Source organism: Mesorhizobium sp. M0848 (assembly GCF_040319805.1).
In the GTDB taxonomy this organism is placed as follows: Bacteria; Pseudomonadota; Alphaproteobacteria; order Rhizobiales; family Rhizobiaceae; genus Mesorhizobium.
The window spans coordinates 60444-80404 of sequence record NZ_JAMYOM010000003.1 but is presented as its reverse complement, the minus strand read 5'-3'; the positions used below and the strand labels follow the sequence as shown (position 1 = coordinate 80404).

Here is a 19961-nt window from a genome sequence, read left to right as displayed (position 1 = left end):
TCATCCCTTCTCCACCGTCCCATCAAGATACTGCGTCAGCGCGCAGACCAGATGATAGAAGATGCTGGCAGGAACGTCCGATGCCAGCGAGCGGCCGCGCTCGTCGATGCGATCGATCCACAGGCCGAGCGGCGCCGGGTCGATGTGCCAGCGGAACAGCCGGCCGACGCGCGCTTCGATTTCCGGCTTGAGATCGGGGCCGCCAGAGCCATCCAGCGCGATCGCCGCCTTCACGGCTTCGGCCTGCGGCCAACTGCGGGATATCAGGTCGAGCGGCAGGCCTTGCCTGGAGACGGCGCCATAGGCAAGCCCGGTGGCGCGGTTGAGGCCATTGGCAGTGGCCGACGCGTAAAGTTTTCGGGCAAAGCCGCTCAACTCGGCCTGGCCGCTACGCCCGGCGAAATCTACCAGCAAAGAGGCCCATTCGAAATGGTGGCCGGGCTCGGTCCATGACCCTTTCTCGCCGGTGGAGGGTTTCCATTCGGCATCGAAATACTCGCCAAGCGTCCAGCTTTCCGGATCGAAGAAATGACTGCGGAAGAGGTCGATGATACGTGCCGCGCGCCGCAGATGGGCGCGCTCGCCGGTCGCCTGGTGCCAGGCGAGAAAGGCCTCGAGCAGGTGCATATGCGGGTTGGAGCGGCGCTCGCCTTTGCCGTCCGATGTCTCAAGAAAGCCGGTCATGCGGCTGTCTTCGAGATGCGCATCGAGAAAGGCGAAGGTTTCCTCGCCGAGGCGCAAGGCGTCGGGATTGCCTGACATATGCGCATGCGCCAGTGCCAGGAGCACGCAGGAATGATCGTAGGCATCCTCGGTGGCGTCGGCGACCGAACCGTCGACATTCAGCGTGCGAACCCAGCCGCCTTTGTCGGTGCGGCCCTTGCCGGCCATGAAGGCGATGCCGTGGCTGATCAACCGATCGGCCGGGCCGTCCCAGCCGCGCGCCCGGGCGACGGCGAAAGCATAGACCTGTCTTGCCATGGTGCGCATGCGCTTGGGCTTCATCAACGGCGAGGCGTCCAGGCCGAGCGCTTCGTGAAAGCCGCCATGGCGTTCGTCGACCCCCGATGTCGACCACAGCGGCAAGGTCTCCTGAAACAGCCAGTGATGCACGCGCCGGCGCCAGGCGCCGCTTTCGATGACGCGGTCATGCGCCGGCGTGAACCTGGTTTCCAGGCGACCCGATTTTTCGAGCTGCTCGACGATCTTCTTGACGTGTTGGCTGTGGCTGACCGGGGCGACGAAGGTGGCATCCGATGTCGAAACGATGGCGATATCCTTCATGCCGATCGCCGACAGCAGGCGGCCGTCGCTGCGAATGTAGGAATTCTCGCAATCGATGGCGACGACATCGCCGATGATGACATTGCCCCGGTCGTCTGCGGGGCCGACATCGAGCAGCGACTGCCACGAGCCGAGATCGTTCCAGCGGAAGCCCGCCGGCACCATGGCGATGTCTTTTGCCCGCTCCATGATGGCGTAGTCGATCGAGTTCGACGGAATGGCGGCGTAGAGTTCCAGCGGCATGTAAAGGCCCGACAGATCCGATGTCGCCGCCTTGTAGGCTGCTTCGGTGGCCTGCCAGATATCCGGCTGGAACGCTATGAAGGCGTCACGCATGGTGCTGGCGCGAAACAGGAAGATGCCGGTGTTCCAGTAGAAATTTCCGGCCTTGAGATAGCTCTGCGCAGTCGCAATATCCGGCTTTTCGACGAAGCGCGACACGTCGAAGGTGCCGCCGCTTTCGGCCGCGACCTCGATATAGCCATAGCCGGTCTCTGGTTGCGTCGGCTTGATGCCGAACACCACCAGCCTGCCGACGCGCGCAGCCTCGGTGCCGGCTTCGACGCTCTGCCAAAACTGGCGCGGGGTCGATATCTCATGGTCAGACGGCACCACCAGCACCAGGCTGTCGCCGAACTCGGACAGTGTGCGCAGCGTCGCCAGTGCGACGGCGGCGGCTGTGTTGCGCCCGGTCGGCTCGAACAGCGGACCGCCGCCGGCGAGGTCGAGACCAGCAAGATCGGCGTGAACGCGATCAGCATGGCGCTCCGCGGCGATCAGGAAGATCGGCGTTCCGCCTTCCAGCCGGGCGGTCAGCCGACGCAAGGTCTTGGCCAGCATCGAGCCGTCGCCGGACAGATCGTGGAACTGCTTGGGGTTGTCCTCGCGCGACAGCGGCCACAGCCGCGAGCCGACGCCACCGCTCATGACAAAACTGACGATCCGCTCGGTCATTCAACTACCATTCAAAAGGTCTGGTTGTAGGCGCCCACCTCGGAGCTGCGGCGCAGCACGGCGTCGACAGCCTCGAACATCTCCCGTCGACGCTGCGACGACACCGGGCTTTCGACCACCACGACCAGTTCCGGTTTGTTCGACGAGGCGCGCACCAGCCCCCAGGTGCCGTCATCGGCGACGACGCGCACGCCGTTGACGGTGATGAGGTCTGCGATCTTCTGCCCAGCGAAAACCCTTCCATCCCGCTTCATGGCCTGAAAGTCGGCAACCACCCGTTCGACCACACCATACTTCACCTCGTCCGCGCAGTGCGGCGACATGGTCGGCGTGCCAAAGGTCAGCGGCAGCGCGCGATAAAGATCGGCCATCGAACTGCCCGGGCTGCGATCCAGCATCTGGCAGATGGCGATGGCGGTGACCAGGCCGTCGTCATATCCGCGCCCGATCGGCGGATTGAAAAAGAAATGACCCGACTTTTCGAAACCGGCGACAGCACCGAGTTCGGCGACGCGGCGCTTGATGTAGGAATGGCCGGTTTTCCAATAGTCAGTGACGGCGCCATTGGCGCGCAGCATTGCGTCGGTATGGAACAGGCCGGTCGATTTGACGTCGACGACGAAGGTCGAGTTGGGATGCTGGCTGGAAATATCCCTTGCCAGCATCACACCGACCTTGTCGGCAAAAATTTCATTGCCTTCATTGTCGACGACACCGCAGCGGTCGCCATCGCCGTCGAAGCCAAGGCCCATGTCGGCGCCTGATGCCAGCACCTTGTCCCGGATGGCATGCAGCATCCGCATGTCCTCGGGATTGGGATTGTAGCGCGGAAATGTATGGTCGAGCTCGACGTCGAGCGCGATGACCTCGCAGCCGATGCGCTGCAACGCTTGCGGCGCGAAGGCGCCGGCGGTGCCATTGCCGCAGGCTGCGACCACTTTCAGTTTTCGGGCGATGCGCTTGTCGCGGGTCAGATCGTCGAGATAGGTCGCGCGAAAGTCACGGATGAAATCGTAGGAGCCGCCGCCGATAAGGTCAAAATCGCCGGACAGCACGATTGCTTTCAGCGCGCTCATCTCACCCGGGCCGAAGGTCAGCGGCCGCGCCGCACCCATCTTGACGCCGGTCCAGCCATTTTCGTTGTGCGAAGCGGTGACCATGGCGACCGAGGGCGTATCCAAAGCGAACTGAGCGAAATACGCCATCGGCGACAACGCCAGTCCGATGTCCCTCACCCGTGCGCCTGCAGCCATCAAACCGGACACCAGGGCCAGTTTGATCGACAGCGAATAGGAGCGGAAATCATGCCCGGTAATGATATCGGGACCGGCGCCGAGACGGCGGATCAGCGTACCAAGCCCCATGCCGAGCGCCTGGACGCCGATCAGATTGAGTTCCGGTCGTTGCGCGGAGCCGGGATGGCCGAACCACCAGCGCGCATCATATTCGCGAAAGCCGGATGGCTTGATCAGCGCTGTGGTTTCGAATTCGAAACTGTTGGGCCGGGCGTCGCCAACGATGCTGAAGGACAAGACTGGAAACTCCGAATGGCCGAAATTACGAATTGTCGAGGGCTGCGGCTTAGCACACAAGGCTTTAAGCCATGTTTATTCCGGAAGGGAATCCGGGCCTTTCGGGCAATGCTCGACGAAAGCCGACGAAATGCGACAGAAGTGCCGCCGTGCCGCTTGCAGGAACCAAGTGTGGCGGCTATAAGCCCGCGGTCTGGTCACGGAGTGTAGCGCAGCCTGGTAGCGCACCTCGTTCGGGACGAGGGGGTCGCAGGTTCAAATCCTGCCACTCCGACCAGAGAAAACAAAGAGTTAGCGCATCCCGACTTCGGCGCTCCGCCTGCCCCTCAAGCGAGATTACTCGCGTCCCCCGCCAGTCGGATGGGCGAATTTCTATTCGCCGTGCCTCTGTGACCCGGCCGACAGCGATGCCCGTTGCACTGGACAGTAACCAGTCAACCGGCCGCCTGATGCCTTCATGCGTGCGCTCGCGGACAGTTTCGGGTAAACATCCCGACTGGTACGCGCGTCCCCCTCAGCGGAGGCCAAAAAAGCTCAAGATCGCTATCACGATGACCACAGCTCCCACGAGCCAAATGATATTGTTCATTATCTCTCTCCTGTTGCCTGGGAAGCCCGCGCCTCTGGCAGAGAACGCGGGCCGACCAGCCTTTGCCGACTGATCCGCAGCAGACACCAAATCGTGATCCCGGCTGCGGGAAATAAACCATCAGGCACGCCTAATGTTCCGCCGTTTGACGAGATCCAGCGATGACCAGTGAACGTTCGGGTCGATGCCGGACGACCGGAACCAAAGCGATCAGGGGCAGTTTATCCAATGAAGGGCTAATTAAGAAAATGGAGAAACTGCAATGAAAACAATGATCATGTGCGCGTTGGCGCTTTCCCTTGGACTGCCCGTTGTGGCTTCGGCAGCCGAAGCCGATGTGGTTGTTAGAACCCATCATCGACATCACGAAAGCGTCAAGATCATCAACGAAGACGGCCAGCGCTTGCACCACCGCCGCCATGGTACCGTAGCGTTTTATGACCATGGGCGCCGGCATCATCACCGCGATACTGTTGTCGTGACAGGTTCCGTCTCCACCCATCGTCACCACCATCGGCACCATCCCGTTGTGATCGAAAACGACGGGTACTGATCGCAGATCTCCGGCCCGATTCTTGATGAGTCGGGCCACGAAAGGCCTTTTGGCACGCATTCCTGGGTCATGCTTTGGCGGCGCCGTCGGCAAGACCATTGCGGCCCACGACCAGACTTAGGTCCGACCCCTCCCCGACCGAAGTCCAGGGTTGGAAACGTTTGCCCTTGCCCCAAATTCGAGTGGCGGGCAAAAAATGATCAATGAACTATGAGCAGCAGCATGTCGAACCGTGAGACCAAGAAATCCTATGCCCTGAGCATGCGCATGACAGAGATCAAAGCCAGGATGCAGGAAGCCCAGATTACCGAAGACGAGATGAAGACCTTCCAGAAGGTCGCAGCCATCATGGAGGGCGGCGAGGGCCCAATCGAGGTTGACGATCTGATGGCCGCGTCATTCCTCACCGAGACGACGCTGAACAGCCAGAAGCGTTAAGCGACCATGCCGACGATTTGCAGACTTTTTGATTCCCCCGTCGATGCGGCGCGGGTCGCCAGCGACTTGGTGGCAGCCGGAATTCCTCGCGTACAGATCGCGATCATCGGGCCTTACAATGACGAGGCGGGATCTCTTCGGGTTTCCGCTTTGGGATCGTTATTTGGCGCTGCCGCCGGCGGGTTGGTCTGCCTGAGTGCCGTTGCGGCCTATGGCATCAATCCTGTTGCTGCGGGCGTATTGCCAACAGCGGTGGCTGGCGCGGTCTGTGGCGGCGTTGCCGGTCTGTTTGGAACATTCGCCACGGCCGCCATAAAGGCGGATGATCAGGAGGTTGCCGAAGGGGTCGTTCTGGTGACGGCGCATGTCGATGAAAATGACGCCGACATCGCTCAGACAGTGCTCGGCGGTTGCCCCCCGTCGAGGTTCGTGGCCGAGGCAGCGTAGGAAAGGCCGCCCCGACGTCGCCGGAACCGGTACTCTCCGTTTGCCAGCGATTGAGCCCAACACTCGGCAGATAGCAATTCCAGTGACTGAGATGTTCCTGCGTCGGCCGCAAAGGCCGGGCCCAGTGGGAGGTTTCTTCGAGGCCGCATATTTTGACGAAAAGGTCTGTCGGTCTTAGGGTCGTGAACTTGATGGAGTCAGTGAACGGCGGGCCGAGTGCGACATGAATTTGAATTCAACCACAGCCTCGCCCTTGATTCTCGTGATGACGCTGGTTCTCGTCGCTGGCTGTTCATCGCTCGGCAGAACCGTCGATCCAGCGAAATACGATTCGATGACGTGCACCGACCTCAACAGGGCGATGGGAGACGTCGCCCGTGACATCTCGCAAACGGCAATCACGCGCGGCAAGGTCGCCAACACCAATGTTCCACGCTGGCTGCTCGGCGGCTCACGCGTGAAGACCGCGGTGGCCAACCGTGAAACAGCCAGGATCGACCGGCTCAAGCAGCAACAGGATGCCATTGCCGCTGTGCGAGCACGCAAGTGCCCGAGCTCCACAAATTGAGCGGACAGCCAGTGTATCGGTGCGAAGCCTGGTTCAGGCGCTCAGGCGAAATCGCGTCATGTCGATCGCGGCGGCCATCAGCGTCTGTGTGTAAGCGTGCCGCGGATCGCTGAAGATCGCCTCGGTCGGCCCCTCCTCGACGATCTTGCCCTGTTTCATGACGATGATGTAGTCGGCCATGGCGCGCACGACCGACAGATCGTGGCTGATGAAGAGATAGGACAATTCGTGGTCCGCCTGCAGCTTGCGCAACAGTTCGACGATCTGTTTCTGCACAGAGCGATCGAGCGCCGAGGTCGGCTCATCCAATACCACCAGCCTGGGCTTCAGGATCATGGCGCGAGCAATGGCGATGCGCTGCCGCTGGCCGCCGGAGAATTCGTGCGGGTAGCGATTGCGTGCGTTGGGGTCGAGGCCGACCTCGCGCAAGGCGTCGACCGCGCGTTGATCACGCTGCTTGCCCGAGAGATCAGGCTCATGCACCAGAAGTCCTTCGGTGATGACCTGGCCGACGGTCATGCGCGGCGACAGCGAGCCGAACGGGTCCTGGAAGACAAGCTGCATCTGGCGCCGCAGCGGCCGCATCGCCTGCCTGTCGGCTTGGGAAATGTCGCGATCGCCGAAACGGATAAGCCCGTCGCTCGGCAACAGCCGCAGCAAGGCGCGGCCGAGCGTCGACTTGCCCGAGCCGGATTCACCAACGATGCCGATGGTCTGGTTGCGCTGCAGCCGGATCGAGATGTGATCGACGGCACGCAGCATCAGCGGTTCACCAGCAAGAAACCCGCCGCCAATCCTGAACGTCACTTCGACATTTCTGCCTTCAAGCAGCACCGGAGCATTGGCGGGCGGCGGCGCCTTGCTGCCGGTCGGCTCGGACGCCAGCAGCATTTTCGTGTAGGCATGCTGGGGATTGACGAAGATGGCCTCCGCCTCCCCCTCCTCGACAACCTCGCCCTGGCGCATGACATAGACCCGGTCGGCAAAGCGGCGGACGATGCCAAGATCGTGGGTGATGAAGACGATCGCCATGCCGAGCTTGCGCTGCAATTCGGCCAGAAGCATCAGGATCTGCGCCTGGATGGTCACGTCGAGCGCCGTCGTCGGCTCGTCGGCGATCAATATGTCAGGGTCGTTGGCGAGCGCCATCGCGATCATCACACGCTGGCGCTGGCCACCGGACATTTCATGCGGATAGGATTTCATCCGCCGCTCGGGATCGGGAATATGCACCAGCCGCAGCAGCTTGAGCGCCTCTTCCCGCGCGTCGGGGGCATTCAGGCCCCGGTGCCGGCGGATCGGCTCGATCAACTGATTGCCAATCGAATAGAGCGGATCGAGCGAAGTCATCGGCTCCTGAAAGATCATGCTGATCTTGCGGCCACGAACCTGGTTGAGCTCGGATTTGCTAAGCGTCAGAAGATTGCGGCCGCGATAATCGACGCTGCCTGTCGCTTCCCCATTCGATGCCAGCAGGCTCATCGCCGCCATCATCGTCTGGCTTTTGCCGGACCCGGATTCGCCAACCACGGCAACGGTCTCGCCAGATTTGACATGGATGTTGATGCCCTTGACTGCTTCGACGGCGCCGTCAAGCGTGCGGAAGCGGACACGCAGATCCTTGACGCTGAGGATCGTTTCGGAAGCAGCCATCTCGGCGATCCCCATCTTAGCGATCCCTTGGGTCAAGTGCGTCGCGCAGGCCGTCGCCGACGAAATTCAGCGCGAACAGCGTCGAGACGAGGAAGAAGGCGGGGAACAGGAGCAGCCAGTTGGCGGTGCCGATGTTCTTGGCGCCGACCGAGATCAGCACGCCCCAGCTGGTCATCGGCTCCTGCACGCCGAGCCCCAGGAATGACAGGAAACTCTCCAGGATGATGACCTGCGGCACCAGCAGCGTCATGTAGATGACCACCGGGCCGAGCAGATTGGGAATGACGTGGCGCAGCAGGATACCGCGCTGGCCGACACCCATGGCTTCCGCCGCCTGGACATACTCCTGCCGGCGGATCGACAGCGCCTGGCCGCGCACGATCCGCGCCATGTCGAGCCACAGCACGGCGCCGACCGCCAGGAACATCAGCACGAAGTTGCGGCCGAAGAACACCACCAGCATGATGACGAAGAAGATGAAGGGCAAGGAATAGAGCACGTCGACGATGCGCATCATCACCTCGTCGATTTTGCCGCCGGCAAAGCCGGCAGCGGCCCCGTAGACCACGCCGATGACCACCGCCACGACACCCGCGAGCAGGCCGATGGCCAGCGATATGCGCCCGGCCATCAGCGTGCGCGACAATAGGTCCCGGCCGGTGTTGTCGGTGCCGAACAGGAAATATTGCTGCTTGATCGAGGCGCTCATCGTCGCTTCAAGACCGTCGGGCGACTTGCTCTCGATCTTGGTGCCGTCAAAGGCATCGGAACGGTCGAGATAACGGATGTTGCGATCGTCGATCGGCCTGGTCGACTTGACGGTGACGAAGACCTGGTTGCCTTCCTGCCGCCACTCCTTGATCTCGACCCGCATGCGCTTGATCGCTTCGGTAAGCGCCGTCTCGACCATGTCGGCCTTCGGATAGGCTGACAGGCTTGGCGGCATGCGCACATAGTCGGCATAGATGGTAGTGTATTGATGTGGCACGAACCACGGCCCGAATACGCTGACGACACCGATCAGGGCAAGGTAGTACAGGCTGAACATGGCGGCGCGATTGGCCTTGAGACGCGCCCAGGCATCCCCCCAGAGTGAACGGCCGATGACGGCGGGGGCGGCTGTGGCTGCGATGTCAGTCATAGCGCACCCTCGGATCGACGACCGCGTACATGACGTCGACGATCAGGTTGAAGACAATGGTAAAGATGGCGATCACCACCACCGTTCCCATCACCAGCGTGTAGTCACGATTGAGCGCGGCATCGACGAAATAGCGGCCAACGCCTGGAATGGAGAAGATCGTCTCGACAATGACCGAGCCGGTCAGCAATGCCGCCGCCGCCGGACCGGTGAAGGAGACGATCGGCAGGATGGCGCCGCGCAGCGCGTGCTTGACCACCACCGACCAATCGGACAGGCCGAGCGCGCGCGCCGTGCGGATGTGATGGGACCGCAAGGATTCGATCATCGAGCCACGCATCAGCCGGGCGACGATGGCGATCTGCGGCAGAGCGAGCGTCAACACCGGACCGACCTTGTTGATGAAAGCGCCATCGCCCCACCCACCGATCGGCAGCAGCCTCCAGGTCAGCCCGAACAGGAGTTGGATCACCGGCGCGATGACGAAGGTTGGGATGGTGCTGCCGGCCGTCGCCAGCGCGATCACCGTATAGTCGCCAAGCTTGTTCTGGTTAAGCGCCGCAATGGTGCCGAGCACACAACCGAGCAGCAGCGCCAGGACGAGCGCCGAGGCGCCGAGCTGAACCGATATAGGCAGGCCCTTGGCGAAGAGTTCGGTGACGGTGAAGTCCGGCATGTTGTAGCTCGGGCCGAAATTGCCGCGCAGCAGATTGCCGAGATAATGGACGAATTGCAGCCAGAGCGGGTCGTTGAGGCCGAACTGGGCTTCGAGATTGGCCTTGATCTCGGGGCTCAGCCCCCGCTCTTGGTTGAATGGGCCGCCCGGCGCGACGCGCATCAGGAAAAACGCCATGGTCACGATGACGAACAGCGTCGGGATGGCGGTCAGAAGCCGCCGTAATACGTATCGCAGCATCGGTGCCCCGCTTGATCCAGAGCAACGCGCGTCCAGCCGGACGGTTGCGCTCTAGCCTTCAAATCTTCGCACCGACATACCGAAAATCGATTCCGGTTTCCGGACCGATGCGATGGCCAACCAGCACCGCCGCGCATTGAGTTGCGCGGCGGCCCGGCTAAGGATCAGTCCTTACTGATGAAGCGGGACGGATGGATATCCATCACATTGTCGTCGAAGCCATGCAGCTTCGAGGAAACGATGTCGTGGAAGCTGTAGTAGAGAAGCGGAATGTTACCGACGTCATCGACAAGGATGCGCTCGGCCTCAGCGAGGTCCTTCATGCGCTCTTCCGGCTTACCGCCGGCAGCCGCCGCCTTGTCCATGGCCGCTTCATATGCCGGGCTGACATAGCTCGAATAGTTGTTACCGCTGGCCTTGCGGGTGATGCCGAGGAAGGTCTCCGGATCCTTGTAGTCGGCGATCCAGGCGGCACGCGCCACGTCGTAGTCGCCCTTCTGCTCGAGGAAGGAGTAGTGGGTCTTGGTGTCGGTGTTGACGAGCGAGACGTCGACGCCGAGCGGCTTCAACTGTTCCTGGATGGCGACGGCCGTGTTCTTGTGGTTTTCCGACGTGTTGTAGCGGATCTCCATCTTCAAGGGATGCTCGGGCGTATAGCCGAGTTTCTCGAGGGTCTTCTTGGCAGCGTCCTCGCGGTCGATCTGCGACATGTCGGCGTATTTGGCCGTTGCCGGCGAGTAGCCCGCGATGCCCGGAGGCACCATCGAATAGCCAGGCAGCATCGAGTTCTGCCAGACCTTCTCGGCGAGGAAGTCGCGGTCGATCGCCATCGAGATGGCGTTGCGCAGTTCGACATTGTCCCACGGCGCCTTGTCGGTCTTGATCGCATAATAATAGGTGCCGAGATAAGGTCCGACGCGGACCTGGTCGCCGAACTTGGTCTTGAGGTCAGCGAGCTGTTCGGTCGGCAGGTCGCCGTAGCTGTCGAGTTCGCCGGCCTCGAAGCGCTTCATCGCCGATGAGCGGTCTTCGGTCGGGATATAGTTGACGACGTCCATCTTGACGGTCGCGGCGTCCCAGAATTTCGGATTCTTGACCAGCTTCATGTGGTCGTTGGGAATCCACTCGGCCAGCGTATAGGCGCCGTTCGAAACGAGATTACCCGCCTTGATCCAGTCGGCGCCGAGCTTGTCGATCGAAGCCTTGTTGACCGGATAGGTGGCCTGATGGGTCAGCATCTCCAGGAAGTAAGGCGTCGGCGCCTTCAGCGTGACTTCGAGGGTATTTGCATCAATCGCTTTGACACCCATATCCTCCGGCTTGCCCTTCTTGGTGTTGACGTCCTCCGCACCCTTCACCGGGTACAGCATCGAGGCGTATTCGGCAGCGGTGGCCGGGTCTTCCAGCCGACGAAACGAATAGACGAAGTCGTCCGCCGTCACCGGGCTGCCATCCGACCAGAGGCCATCCTTGCGCAGCTTGAAGGTGTAGACAGTGCCGTCGTCGGACACTGTCCAGCTTTCGGCCGCGCCCGGAATGAGGTTCGTCTTCTGGTCATGCATGACCAGGCCCTGGAACAGGTCGCGTATGATATCGGCTTCGTAGACTGTCGAGGTCTTGTGCGGATCGACCGTCTCCGCTTCGGCGGCGCTGCCTCTGTTATAGACGGTCTCGGCGAAAGCCGGCGTGTAGAACGTGCCGGCGGCCAGCGCCATGGTCGTGGCGAGCACCGTCGCCTTCAGCATGTTTTTCAGCATGAAGTTCTCCCTGTCGGCGCTGCCGTTGGCGCGCCTATTAAGTGTTGACGCCCTGGAGCCGATATCTGACCCCTTTGAGCGCGCCGCTGGTTCCCATCCTGCGGCTCGTGCCCAGACACTAACGCGGAGAATTTTTATTTCAACAGACTCTCTGGGTCACCCAAAGTAAGGCGGACGAAAGCTATGGCGTGGCCGCTGAAACACCAGCCGAAACCAGAAGCTTGACTTGGTTTCTTCACCTCGACGTCATTTTTCACCGCGAATCGGAGCCACGCCAGTTTGCCGGAATGTCTTAATGCGTTCTTAAGCAACCACAGGTTACATTATGATTGCCTTCTATACAGTTCGATCTCAGACGCGTGGCGGCTATGAGCAACGGAGCAAGTAAATTGCCCAAGGTCTTTCAATTGGTGCGAAAATTTCAAGAGGAACGTGGAACTTCTGCGGTCGAATTTGCCTTACTTTCACCGATTTTCATTCTTCTTCTACTCGGAATGGTTGCATATGGTATATACTTCGGCGCCGCCAACTCGATCCAGCAGATCGCAGCGGATGCCGCCCGCACGGCAATTGCCGGGCTGAACCAGACCGAGCGCCAGACGCTCGTGGCCAGCTTCGTCACCAACAATGCCGGCGGATATCCCTTCGTGGATGTCAGCAAGTTGACCTACCAGGCCAACGACAGCGCGGCCGATGGAAGCCAGTTCGTGGTGGCCATCCAGTACGATGCCCGCAACCTGCCGATCTGGAACCTTTTCCCGGGCATAGCCATGCCCGGGACCACCATCAAGCGCCAGTCAACGATCAGGGTCGGGGGCATTTAAATGCTGCTGCATGCGTGCAATGGGATCGGTCGGCTTGCCCGGTTGATGCTGGGTGACAGGAAAGCGAACTTCACCGTCATGGCGGCATTGAGCGCGCCGGTGGCGCTGGCCCTGGCCGCGGTGGCCATCGACGAAGCCTCGATCTACACCGAGCGCCGCGAAGCACAGGCAATGGTGGATCTGGCGGCGATCACCGCCGCCTCGAACATGACCAAAGTCAACACAGCGGTTGTCACCACGCTGACCGACAACGGCATGCCAGGGGTTGTCGTTCAAAGCTCGGGACAGACGATCGAGCCGGCGGCCGGCAAAACCGTCGTGACGGTCACGCCCGGGAGATATGTGGCATCCGGGGCCAATGTGGGCCAGCGTTTCCAGGCCAGCATAACACCCTACAATGCCGTCCGCGTCACCCTGAAGAAGATCCCTGCCCGCTATTTCGCGAGTTCGCTGATCCCCACTCCCGTCATCGGCACCCAAGCCACCGCCAGCATGACGCCGCAGGCGACGTTCTCGGTCGGATCGAGGCTCGCCAGCCTCAATGGCGGCATCCTCAACGCGCTTCTCGGCGGACTTCTCGGCAGCAACATCTCGCTCAGCGTCATGGACTACAACGCGCTGATCTCGGCGGATGTGAGCGTGCTCTCCTTCGTCGACGGCGTTGCCACACAGCTGAACCTGACCGGCGTGTCGTATTCGGATGTGCTGGCATCGAAGGCGACCGTCGGCCAGATCGCCACGGCCATGGCCAATGTGCCCGGGCTTGGCAACACGGCCAAGGTCGCCCTGCAGACGATCGCGTCCAAGTCGACCAGCACGGTAAAGATCCCGCTCAGTCATCTGGTCGATCTCGGCTCCGTCGGCAAATTGGGCCTCGGGCAAAGGCCCGCCGGCCTCGGCGTCGATGCCAGCGCCTTGGGAATGCTGACGGCCGCTGCCGGACTGGCAAACGGTTCGAAGCAGGTCGACGTCGCCCTCGGCGCCACCATTCCCGGGGTGCTGTCGACCACGCTCGCCATCGCCATCGGCGAACCGCCGCAATCCTCGCCATGGCTGGCGGTTGGAGAAGCCGGCACCGTGGTGCGCACCGCGCAAACGCGCATCAAGCTGCTGGTCACGGTCGGCGTCGGCAATCCAAACCTGGGCGGCGGCATCAGCCTGCTGTCGGTCAAGCTGCCGCTGAATGTCGAAGTGGCCTACGCCGAGGCCAAGCTGACCGACATCAGCTGCCCGACCGGCCCCGACAGCCTGAAGGTTACCATTGCCGCGAAGCCCGGCGTCGCCGCGGTGAACCTTGCCGCCAGCGACGCCGATAACAGCCCCACCGCTTTCGCCGATTTCAGCAACCCGCAGTCGTTCTCCGACGCCAACATAGCGGATGTCAGCCTCAATCTGTTGCTGCTAAAAATCCCGCTAATACTGGTGAAGGGGTCGGCGGGTGCCGATATCACCAACGTCAGCCCGACCAACCTGGTCTTCAACAAAACCGAGATCGCCGCCAAAACCATCAAGACGACGCCGACACGGGACCTGACTCAGACGCTGACAACATCACTGGTCGACAAGTTGTCACTCTCCGTCAACGCGCTGGGTATCCTCGGGCTTGACGTAACCGCCCTGCTCGGCGCAGTGAAACCTGCGGTGACGACGCTCTTGAAAACCGTGACCGCACCAGTCGACACATTGCTTTACAATCTGCTCGATACGCTCGGCGTGCATCTCGGCGAAGCCGATGTCCGGGTCACCGGCGCGACATGCGGACGTGCGGTGCTGGTGCAGTAACGGTCCGGGTATCAGTCGAGCCTGCCAACAAAGGCTCCGAGCGCTGGCAGCAAAAGCTCGGTCTCGACGACCGCGGCATTGCCATCCAGCTGTACAACCGCTCCGATGTCCCCCCGCAACTGCCAATTGGCCGATCCCTCGGCGAAATTAAAGACACAGAGCAGTCTTTCGCCGCCGCCCTCGCGAATGAAAGCGAGCACGTCACCCTCGGCGTCGAGAAAGCGGATCGAGCCTGATACCAGCGCCTCATGCTCTCCGCGCAAGGCCAGCGTGGTCCGATAGGACTTCAGCACCGAGGCCGTGTCGGCATTCTGGACGTCGACCGCGTGGGTGCGATGGCTGGCCGGTATCGGCAGCCACGGCTTGGCCGTGGAGAAGCCTGCATTGTCGGCGCCGGCCTCCCAGACCATCGGCGTGCGACACCCATCCCTGCCCTTGACGCCTGGCCAGAAGCGGATGCCGACGGGATCGCGCAGATCCTCATAGGCCAGTTCCGCCTCCTCCAGGCCCAGTTCCTCGCCCTCATAGAGGCAGATCGAGCCGCGCAGGCAGGCGAGCAGCATGATCGAGAATCTTGCGACCGCGTCGGGATCGCTATCCGGCCTTGTCCAGCGGCTGACATGGCGCACGACGTCATGGTTGGAGAATGCCCAGCAGACCCAGCCGTCGGAGACGGCCGCCTCGAAGGCTGCGACGCAGCCACGCACATGCGCGGCCGAGAACTGCGGACCGAGCAGGTCGAAGGTGTAACACATATGCAGCTTGTCGCCGCCGGAGGTGTAGGCGGCGAGCGTCTGCAGCGAACGGCCTTCATCGCCGATTTCGCCGACCGCGGCGCGGTTGTCGTATTCGTTGAGCAGCGCCCTCAAGCGGCGCAGGAACGCCAGGTTTTCCGGCTGCGTCTTGTCGAACAGATGCTCCTGGTAGAGGTAGGTGTTGGTCTCGCCGTTGGTGCCGGCGACGCTCGACGCCAGCGGCGGATTGCTGCGCAGCCAGCGGTCGTGGACATAGTAATTGACCGTATCGAGCCGGAAGCCGTCGACGCCGCGCTCCAGCCAGAACCGCACCGTGTCGAGAAGCGCGTCCTGGACCTCCGGGTTGTGGAAATTCAGGTCGGGCTGCGAGGCAAGGAAATTGTGCATGTAATACTGCCGGCGGGTCGAATCCCATTCCCAGGCCGGGCCACCGAAGACGGAGAGCCAGTTGTTGGGCGCGCCGCCATCGGGCTTGGTATCGGCCCAGATGTACCAGTCGGCCTTGGGGTTATCGCGGCTGGCGCGGCTTTCGACAAACCAGTCGTGCTTGTCGGACGAATGCGACAGCACCTGGTCGATGACGATCTTCAGGCCGAGACGATGCGCCTCGGCGACCAGCGCATCGAAGTCCTCGAGCGTGCCGAACATCGGATCGACATCGCAGTAATCCGACACGTCGTAGCCCATATCGGCCATCGGCGACTTGAAGAAAGGCGACAGCCAGACTGCGTCGACACCAAGCGAAGCGACATGAGCGAGCCTCGACGTAATGCCGGCGAGATCGCCGCTGCCGTCGCTGGTCGTGTCCTGGAAGGAGCGCGGATAGATCTGGTAGATGACGCAACCGCGCCACCATCCGGTCTTGTCACCTGCCGCCATTGCGCTTCTCCCCTGTGCCGGCCTGCGCTCGTTCGATCATGAAGATCACCGCCCGTCCCGATATCGGTCGCGAGCTGTCCGCTGGCTCGGCGGTTTCGAGGGCTGGCACCCAGCAAAATCCTTCACGCTCAGGCAAGGTGAACATGCAGGCCCTACGATCGCCGTTGACGAGCACCGCGAGACGGCGCTCGTCGTCGCTGGCGCCACCCAGGATCATGACAAGACGGTGCCGCTGCGGATCTTGCCAGCTTTGTCCATCGAGCGGCGTGCCCGTTTCGGTCAGCCATGCGACGTCCGGCGTCCCCGAACCTGCCTGCGGCTGGCCAGTTAGGAAGCTTGTATCGAAGAGCGCCGGCATCGACCGGCGCAGCCTCGAGAGTTCCACCGTGTAGCGCTCCAGCGCCTGGTCACGGCCGGCCCAGACGAGCCAGGTGATCTCGTTGTCCTGCGCATAGGCGTTGTTGTTGCCTTGCTGGGTGCGGCCGAATTCGTCGCCCGCGGTCAGCATGATGGTGCCGCGTGAGGCAAACAGCGTGGCGAGCAGCGCGCGCTGATCGTTCAGGCGAGCAGTTGGTACGGCCGGATCGTCCGCATCCCCTTCGGCGCCGTTGTTCCAGGACAGGTTTTCATTGTGGCCGTCGCGGTTCTGCTCGCCATTGGCTTCGTTGTGCTTGCGCTCGTAGCGCACGATATCGGCGAGCGTCATGCCGTCATGGGCGGCGATGAAATTGACGGTCCGACTGGCGTTTTGCCTGTTCGTTGCGAACACATCGGACGAACCGGCAAGCCGGGTCGCCAGCGCACCGACCATGCCGGCGTCGCCGCGCCAGAAGCGTCTGACATCGTCGCGATACTTGTCGTTCCATTCGAGGAAGGGCGGCGGGAAATTACCGAGCTGATAGCCGTCGGAACCGATGTCCCACGGCTCGGCGATCAACACCCGATCGGCCAGCAGCGGGTCGTCGCGCATCGCTCTCAGCAACGACGCCTCGGCATCGAATGTTCCTTCGACCCTGCCCAAAATGGGCGCCAGGTCGAAGCGGAAGCCGTCGACGCCGGCATCCCTGACGAAATGGCGAAGCGTGTCGAGGACCATCTCCTGGACGACAGGATGGTCGCAAGCGACCGTGTTGCCGGTGCCGGTATCGTTGGCCAGCCCGCCGTCTGATGAGTGCCGGTAGTAGGCCTGGTTGTCCAGACCGCGCAGCGACAACGTCGGGCCAAGCCAGTCGCTCTCGCCGGTGTGGTTGAAGACGAGGTCGAGGATGACGCCGATGCCAGCCTCGCGCAGCACGGCGACCGTGTTTCGCAACTCCATGATGCCGCCCGGCGCCAAACGCGGATCGAGGGCCATGAAAGTCACGGGATTGTAGCCCCAGGCATTGCGCAGCCCGAGCGGCGGCAAATGTCGCTCATCGATCGACGCGGTCACCGGCATCAGTTCGACCGCGCCAACCCCGAGTTTTTTCAGATGCTCGATAACCGCCGGGTGAGCAAGTGCGGCGACTGTTCCGCGCAATTTTTCGGGAATGTCCGGATGCAGCATGGTGAAGGCGCGCACCGGCACTTCGTAAATAAGGCCGCCCGGCTGGAATAGCGGCGGGGCAGCCTGCACCGGCTTCGGCAGCGCAGCGGCAATCGCCTTCGGCATCAGCGGTGCGGTATCGGCGCCCTCGCCCCGGCGCTGGGCCAGCCGCCAGTCATAGACATAGGACCTGTCGATCTCGACGGCGTAAGGATCGGTCAGGAGCTTGGCAGGGTCGAACCACAGCCCGCGCTCCGGCGCGTAGTCGCCATCGGCGCGAAAGCCGTAGCGGATGCCCTGGCCAAGGCCCGCAACGAACAGCGCATGGACGCCCTCACCTTCCGGCTGCAGTTCGAGCCGTTCGATTTCCCGATTGCCCTGCTCGTCGAAGATCGAGAGCCAGAGCCGACGGGCGGCCTGCGACCAAGCGGCAAAGCGGATGCCTTCGCGGGTGACGGTGGCGCCGAGCTGGGTCACTGGAAAATACCGCCAAGGTTAGCGCGAGGCACCCCCCTCTGCCCTGCCGGGCATCTCCCCCTCAAGGGGGGAGATCGGACCGTCGCATCGCTTTCGCCAACGGCCAACGCAGCATGAGGAACGAGGCGCTGAAACTGCCGATCTCCCCCCTTGAGGGGGAGATGGCCGGCAGGCCAGAGGGGGGTGCAGCGCCATACGCCCGTCATTATCTAACCTGGCGCTCTGCGAGAGCTATGGGCGCGTGCAGCGCCATCCTCAAGTAATCACACTTGGCTCGGCGCGGCCGGTATGGCTGTGAATCCCGGCAATATCATCGGCCGCGGCTATCAGATCGGCAAGGGCGGCCTGGGTGTCGAGGTCGTGCCTCGACTTGTCCGACTCGTAGCGCTCGATATAGACGCGCAGCGTGGCACCTGACGTGCCGGTGCCGGACAGCCGAAAGACCACCCGCGAACCACCTTCAAACAGCACCCTGATGCCCTGATGCTCGCTGATCGAACCGTCGACGGGATCGTGATAGGCAAAGTCCTCGGCGCTGGCGATTGTCATGCCGCGCACGCTGGCACCCGGCAGCGCGCCGAGCTTGGCGCGCAGTTCGTCGACCAATGCGGTGGCGCGGTCGCTCTCAACCTCTTCATAATCGTGCCGCGAATAGTAGTTGCGACCGTAGGTCGCCCAGTGCTCGGCGACGATCTGCTTGCAGCTTTCGCCCCGCGCGGCAAGGATGTTGAGCCACAAAAGCACCGCCCAAAGGCCGTCCTTTTCGCGGACGTGGTTGGAACCGGTGCCGGCACTTTCCTCGCCGCAGATCGTCGCCATGTCGGCGTCGAGCAGATTGCCGAAGAACTTCCAGCCTGTCGGCGTCTCATAGAGGGCGATGCCGAGTTTTTCGGCGACGCGGTCGGCAGCGCCACTGGTCGGCATCGAGCGGGCGATGCCCTTCAGCCCGCCCTTGTAGCCGGGCGCCAGGCGGGCGTTGGCGGCAAGCATGGCAACCGAGTCCGACGGGGTGACGAAAATGCCCTTGCCGATGATCAGATTGCGGTCGCCGTCGCCATCCGAGGCAGCGCCGAAATCCGGCGCGTCTGGTCCCATCATCTCGTCATAGAGGTGCTTGGCATGGACGAGGTTCGGGTCCGGGTGATGGCCGCCGAAATCCGGCAGCGGCTTGAAATTGCGGCAGGTGCCGATGGGCGCGCCGAGCCGGTTTTCCAGGATCTCCTTGGCGTAGGGGCCGGTCACCGCGTGCATGGCGTCGAAGCGCATGCGGAAGCCGGATTTGAACAGTTTGCGCAAGGCATCGAAATCGAACAGGCTTTCCATCAGTTCGGCATAGTCGGCGACCGGGTCGATGATCTCGACCGTCATGCCGGCGGCCTTGACCGTGCCTGTTGTGTCGATGTCGATCGGATCGATGTCCGCGATCTTGAAGCTCGAAATCGCCCTGGTCTTTTCGAACATCGCGTCGGTCAGCTTTTCCGGCGCCGGGCCGCCATTGCCGGCATTGTACTTGATGCCGAAATCCTCATGCGGGCCGCCAGGATTGTGGCTGGCCGACAGGATGATGCCGCCAAAGGTCTTGTATTTGCGGATGACATGCGAGGCGGCCGGCGTCGACAGGATACCGCCCTGCCCGACCATCACCTTGCCGAAGCCGTTGGCGGCTGCCATGGCGATGGCCTTCTGGATGACCTCGCGGTTGTAGAAGCGGCCATCGCCGCCGATCACCAGGGTCTTGCCCTTGAAACCGTCGAGCGCGTCGAAGATCGACTGGATGAAATTCTCGGCATAGTGCTCCTGCTGAAAGACAGGCACCTTCTTGCGCAGGCCCGACGTGCCGGGCTTCTGGTCGGAATAAGGCTTGGTGGGGACGGTGCGTATCATGCT

General features: G+C 62.2%; 15 protein-coding genes and 1 tRNA gene. 6 read left to right on the top strand and 10 right to left on the bottom strand.

Features of this window, described 5'->3' with window-relative positions; translation table 11 throughout:
* The gene (locus NKH95_RS04085; protein ID WP_352441322.1) at positions 1-2238 is read right to left on the bottom strand and encodes a mannose-1-phosphate guanylyltransferase/mannose-6-phosphate isomerase; all 2238 of its coding nucleotides are present in this window, start codon (positions 2236-2238) and stop codon (positions 1-3) included.
* Between the two features lie 11 nt (positions 2239-2249).
* The gene (locus tag NKH95_RS04080) at positions 2250-3770 is read right to left on the bottom strand and encodes a phosphomannomutase/phosphoglucomutase (protein WP_352441323.1); all 1521 of its coding nucleotides are present in this window, start codon (positions 3768-3770) and stop codon (positions 2250-2252) included.
* A 200-nt stretch (positions 3771-3970) separates the two neighbouring features.
* Between NKH95_RS04080 and NKH95_RS04075 the strand changes: the two genes are divergently transcribed.
* Positions 3971-4047: transfer RNA gene (locus tag NKH95_RS04075), tRNA-Pro, on the top strand.
* Between the two features lie 442 nt (positions 4048-4489).
* On the opposite strand, the gene NKH95_RS04070 is transcribed toward NKH95_RS04075, so the two are convergent.
* Entirely contained in the window at positions 4490-4951 is a 462-nt protein-coding gene (locus NKH95_RS04070) for a hypothetical protein (protein ID WP_352891113.1), read from the bottom strand.
* Positions 4952-5134: 183 nt separating this feature from the next.
* Here NKH95_RS04070 and NKH95_RS04065 point away from each other — a divergent pair, with 183 nt between their 5' ends.
* The 3 genes from NKH95_RS04065 (at position 5135) to NKH95_RS04055 (ending at position 6365) form a co-directional block, all read left to right on the top strand.
* On the top strand, positions 5135-5350 hold the full coding sequence (locus tag NKH95_RS04065) for a hypothetical protein (RefSeq protein ID WP_352891112.1): 216 nt from the start codon (positions 5135-5137) through the stop codon (positions 5348-5350).
* 6 nt (positions 5351-5356) lie between these two features.
* Positions 5357-5797, top strand: a complete 441-nt coding sequence (locus NKH95_RS04060; RefSeq protein ID WP_023808494.1) for a hypothetical protein — start codon at positions 5357-5359, stop codon at positions 5795-5797.
* Between the two features lie 223 nt (positions 5798-6020).
* Positions 6021-6365, top strand: a complete 345-nt coding sequence (locus tag NKH95_RS04055; RefSeq protein WP_023808495.1) for a hypothetical protein — start codon at positions 6021-6023, stop codon at positions 6363-6365.
* A 33-nt stretch (positions 6366-6398) separates the two neighbouring features.
* Here NKH95_RS04055 and NKH95_RS04050 read toward each other — a convergent pair whose 3' ends face one another.
* The 4 genes from NKH95_RS04050 to NKH95_RS04035 all read right to left on the bottom strand — a co-directional run bounded on the left by NKH95_RS04050 (position 6399) and on the right by NKH95_RS04035 (position 11832).
* On the bottom strand, positions 6399-8018 hold the full coding sequence (locus NKH95_RS04050) for an ABC transporter ATP-binding protein (protein WP_023808496.1): 1620 nt from the start codon (positions 8016-8018) through the stop codon (positions 6399-6401).
* Between the two features lie 16 nt (positions 8019-8034).
* A complete protein-coding gene (locus NKH95_RS04045) occupies positions 8035-9159 on the bottom strand; it encodes an ABC transporter permease (protein ID WP_352441325.1) in 1125 nt (374 codons plus the stop codon).
* A complete protein-coding gene (locus tag NKH95_RS04040; RefSeq protein ID WP_027035849.1) occupies positions 9152-10075 on the bottom strand; it encodes an ABC transporter permease subunit in 924 nt (307 codons plus the stop codon). Before NKH95_RS04040 ends, NKH95_RS04045 begins: the two co-directional genes overlap by 8 nt.
* 164 nt (positions 10076-10239) lie before the next feature.
* The gene (locus NKH95_RS04035; RefSeq protein WP_023808499.1) at positions 10240-11832 is read right to left on the bottom strand and encodes a peptide ABC transporter substrate-binding protein; all 1593 of its coding nucleotides are present in this window, start codon (positions 11830-11832) and stop codon (positions 10240-10242) included.
* 368 nt (positions 11833-12200) lie between these two features.
* On the opposite strand from NKH95_RS04035, the gene NKH95_RS04030 reads away from it, so the two are divergent.
* Positions 12201-12656 (top strand): TadE/TadG family type IV pilus assembly protein, encoded by a 456-nt coding sequence (locus NKH95_RS04030; protein WP_164780233.1) that lies wholly within the window; start codon positions 12201-12203, stop codon positions 12654-12656.
* Positions 12657-14438 carry a TadG family pilus assembly protein gene (locus NKH95_RS04025; RefSeq protein WP_352752537.1) on the top strand — a complete coding sequence of 594 codons (1782 nt, stop codon included), beginning with the start codon at positions 12657-12659 and terminating at the stop codon, positions 14436-14438.
* Between the two features lie 11 nt (positions 14439-14449).
* Here NKH95_RS04025 and bglA read toward each other — a convergent pair whose 3' ends face one another.
* The 3 genes from bglA to NKH95_RS04010 all read right to left on the bottom strand — a co-directional run bounded on the left by bglA (position 14450) and on the right by NKH95_RS04010 (position 19958).
* On the bottom strand, positions 14450-16072 hold the full coding sequence (gene bglA / locus NKH95_RS04020) for a beta-galactosidase BglA (protein ID WP_352441327.1): 1623 nt from the start codon (positions 16070-16072) through the stop codon (positions 14450-14452).
* Positions 16059-18074, bottom strand: coding sequence for a glycogen debranching protein GlgX (gene glgX, locus NKH95_RS04015; RefSeq protein WP_352461321.1), 2016 nt, complete (start codon positions 18072-18074; stop codon positions 16059-16061). Before glgX ends, bglA begins: the two co-directional genes overlap by 14 nt.
* 255 nt (positions 18075-18329) lie before the next feature.
* Complete coding sequence (locus NKH95_RS04010) at positions 18330-19958, bottom strand: alpha-D-glucose phosphate-specific phosphoglucomutase (protein WP_352795229.1); 1629 nt, start codon at positions 19956-19958, stop codon at positions 18330-18332.
* Between the last annotated feature and the right edge of the window lie 3 nt (positions 19959-19961).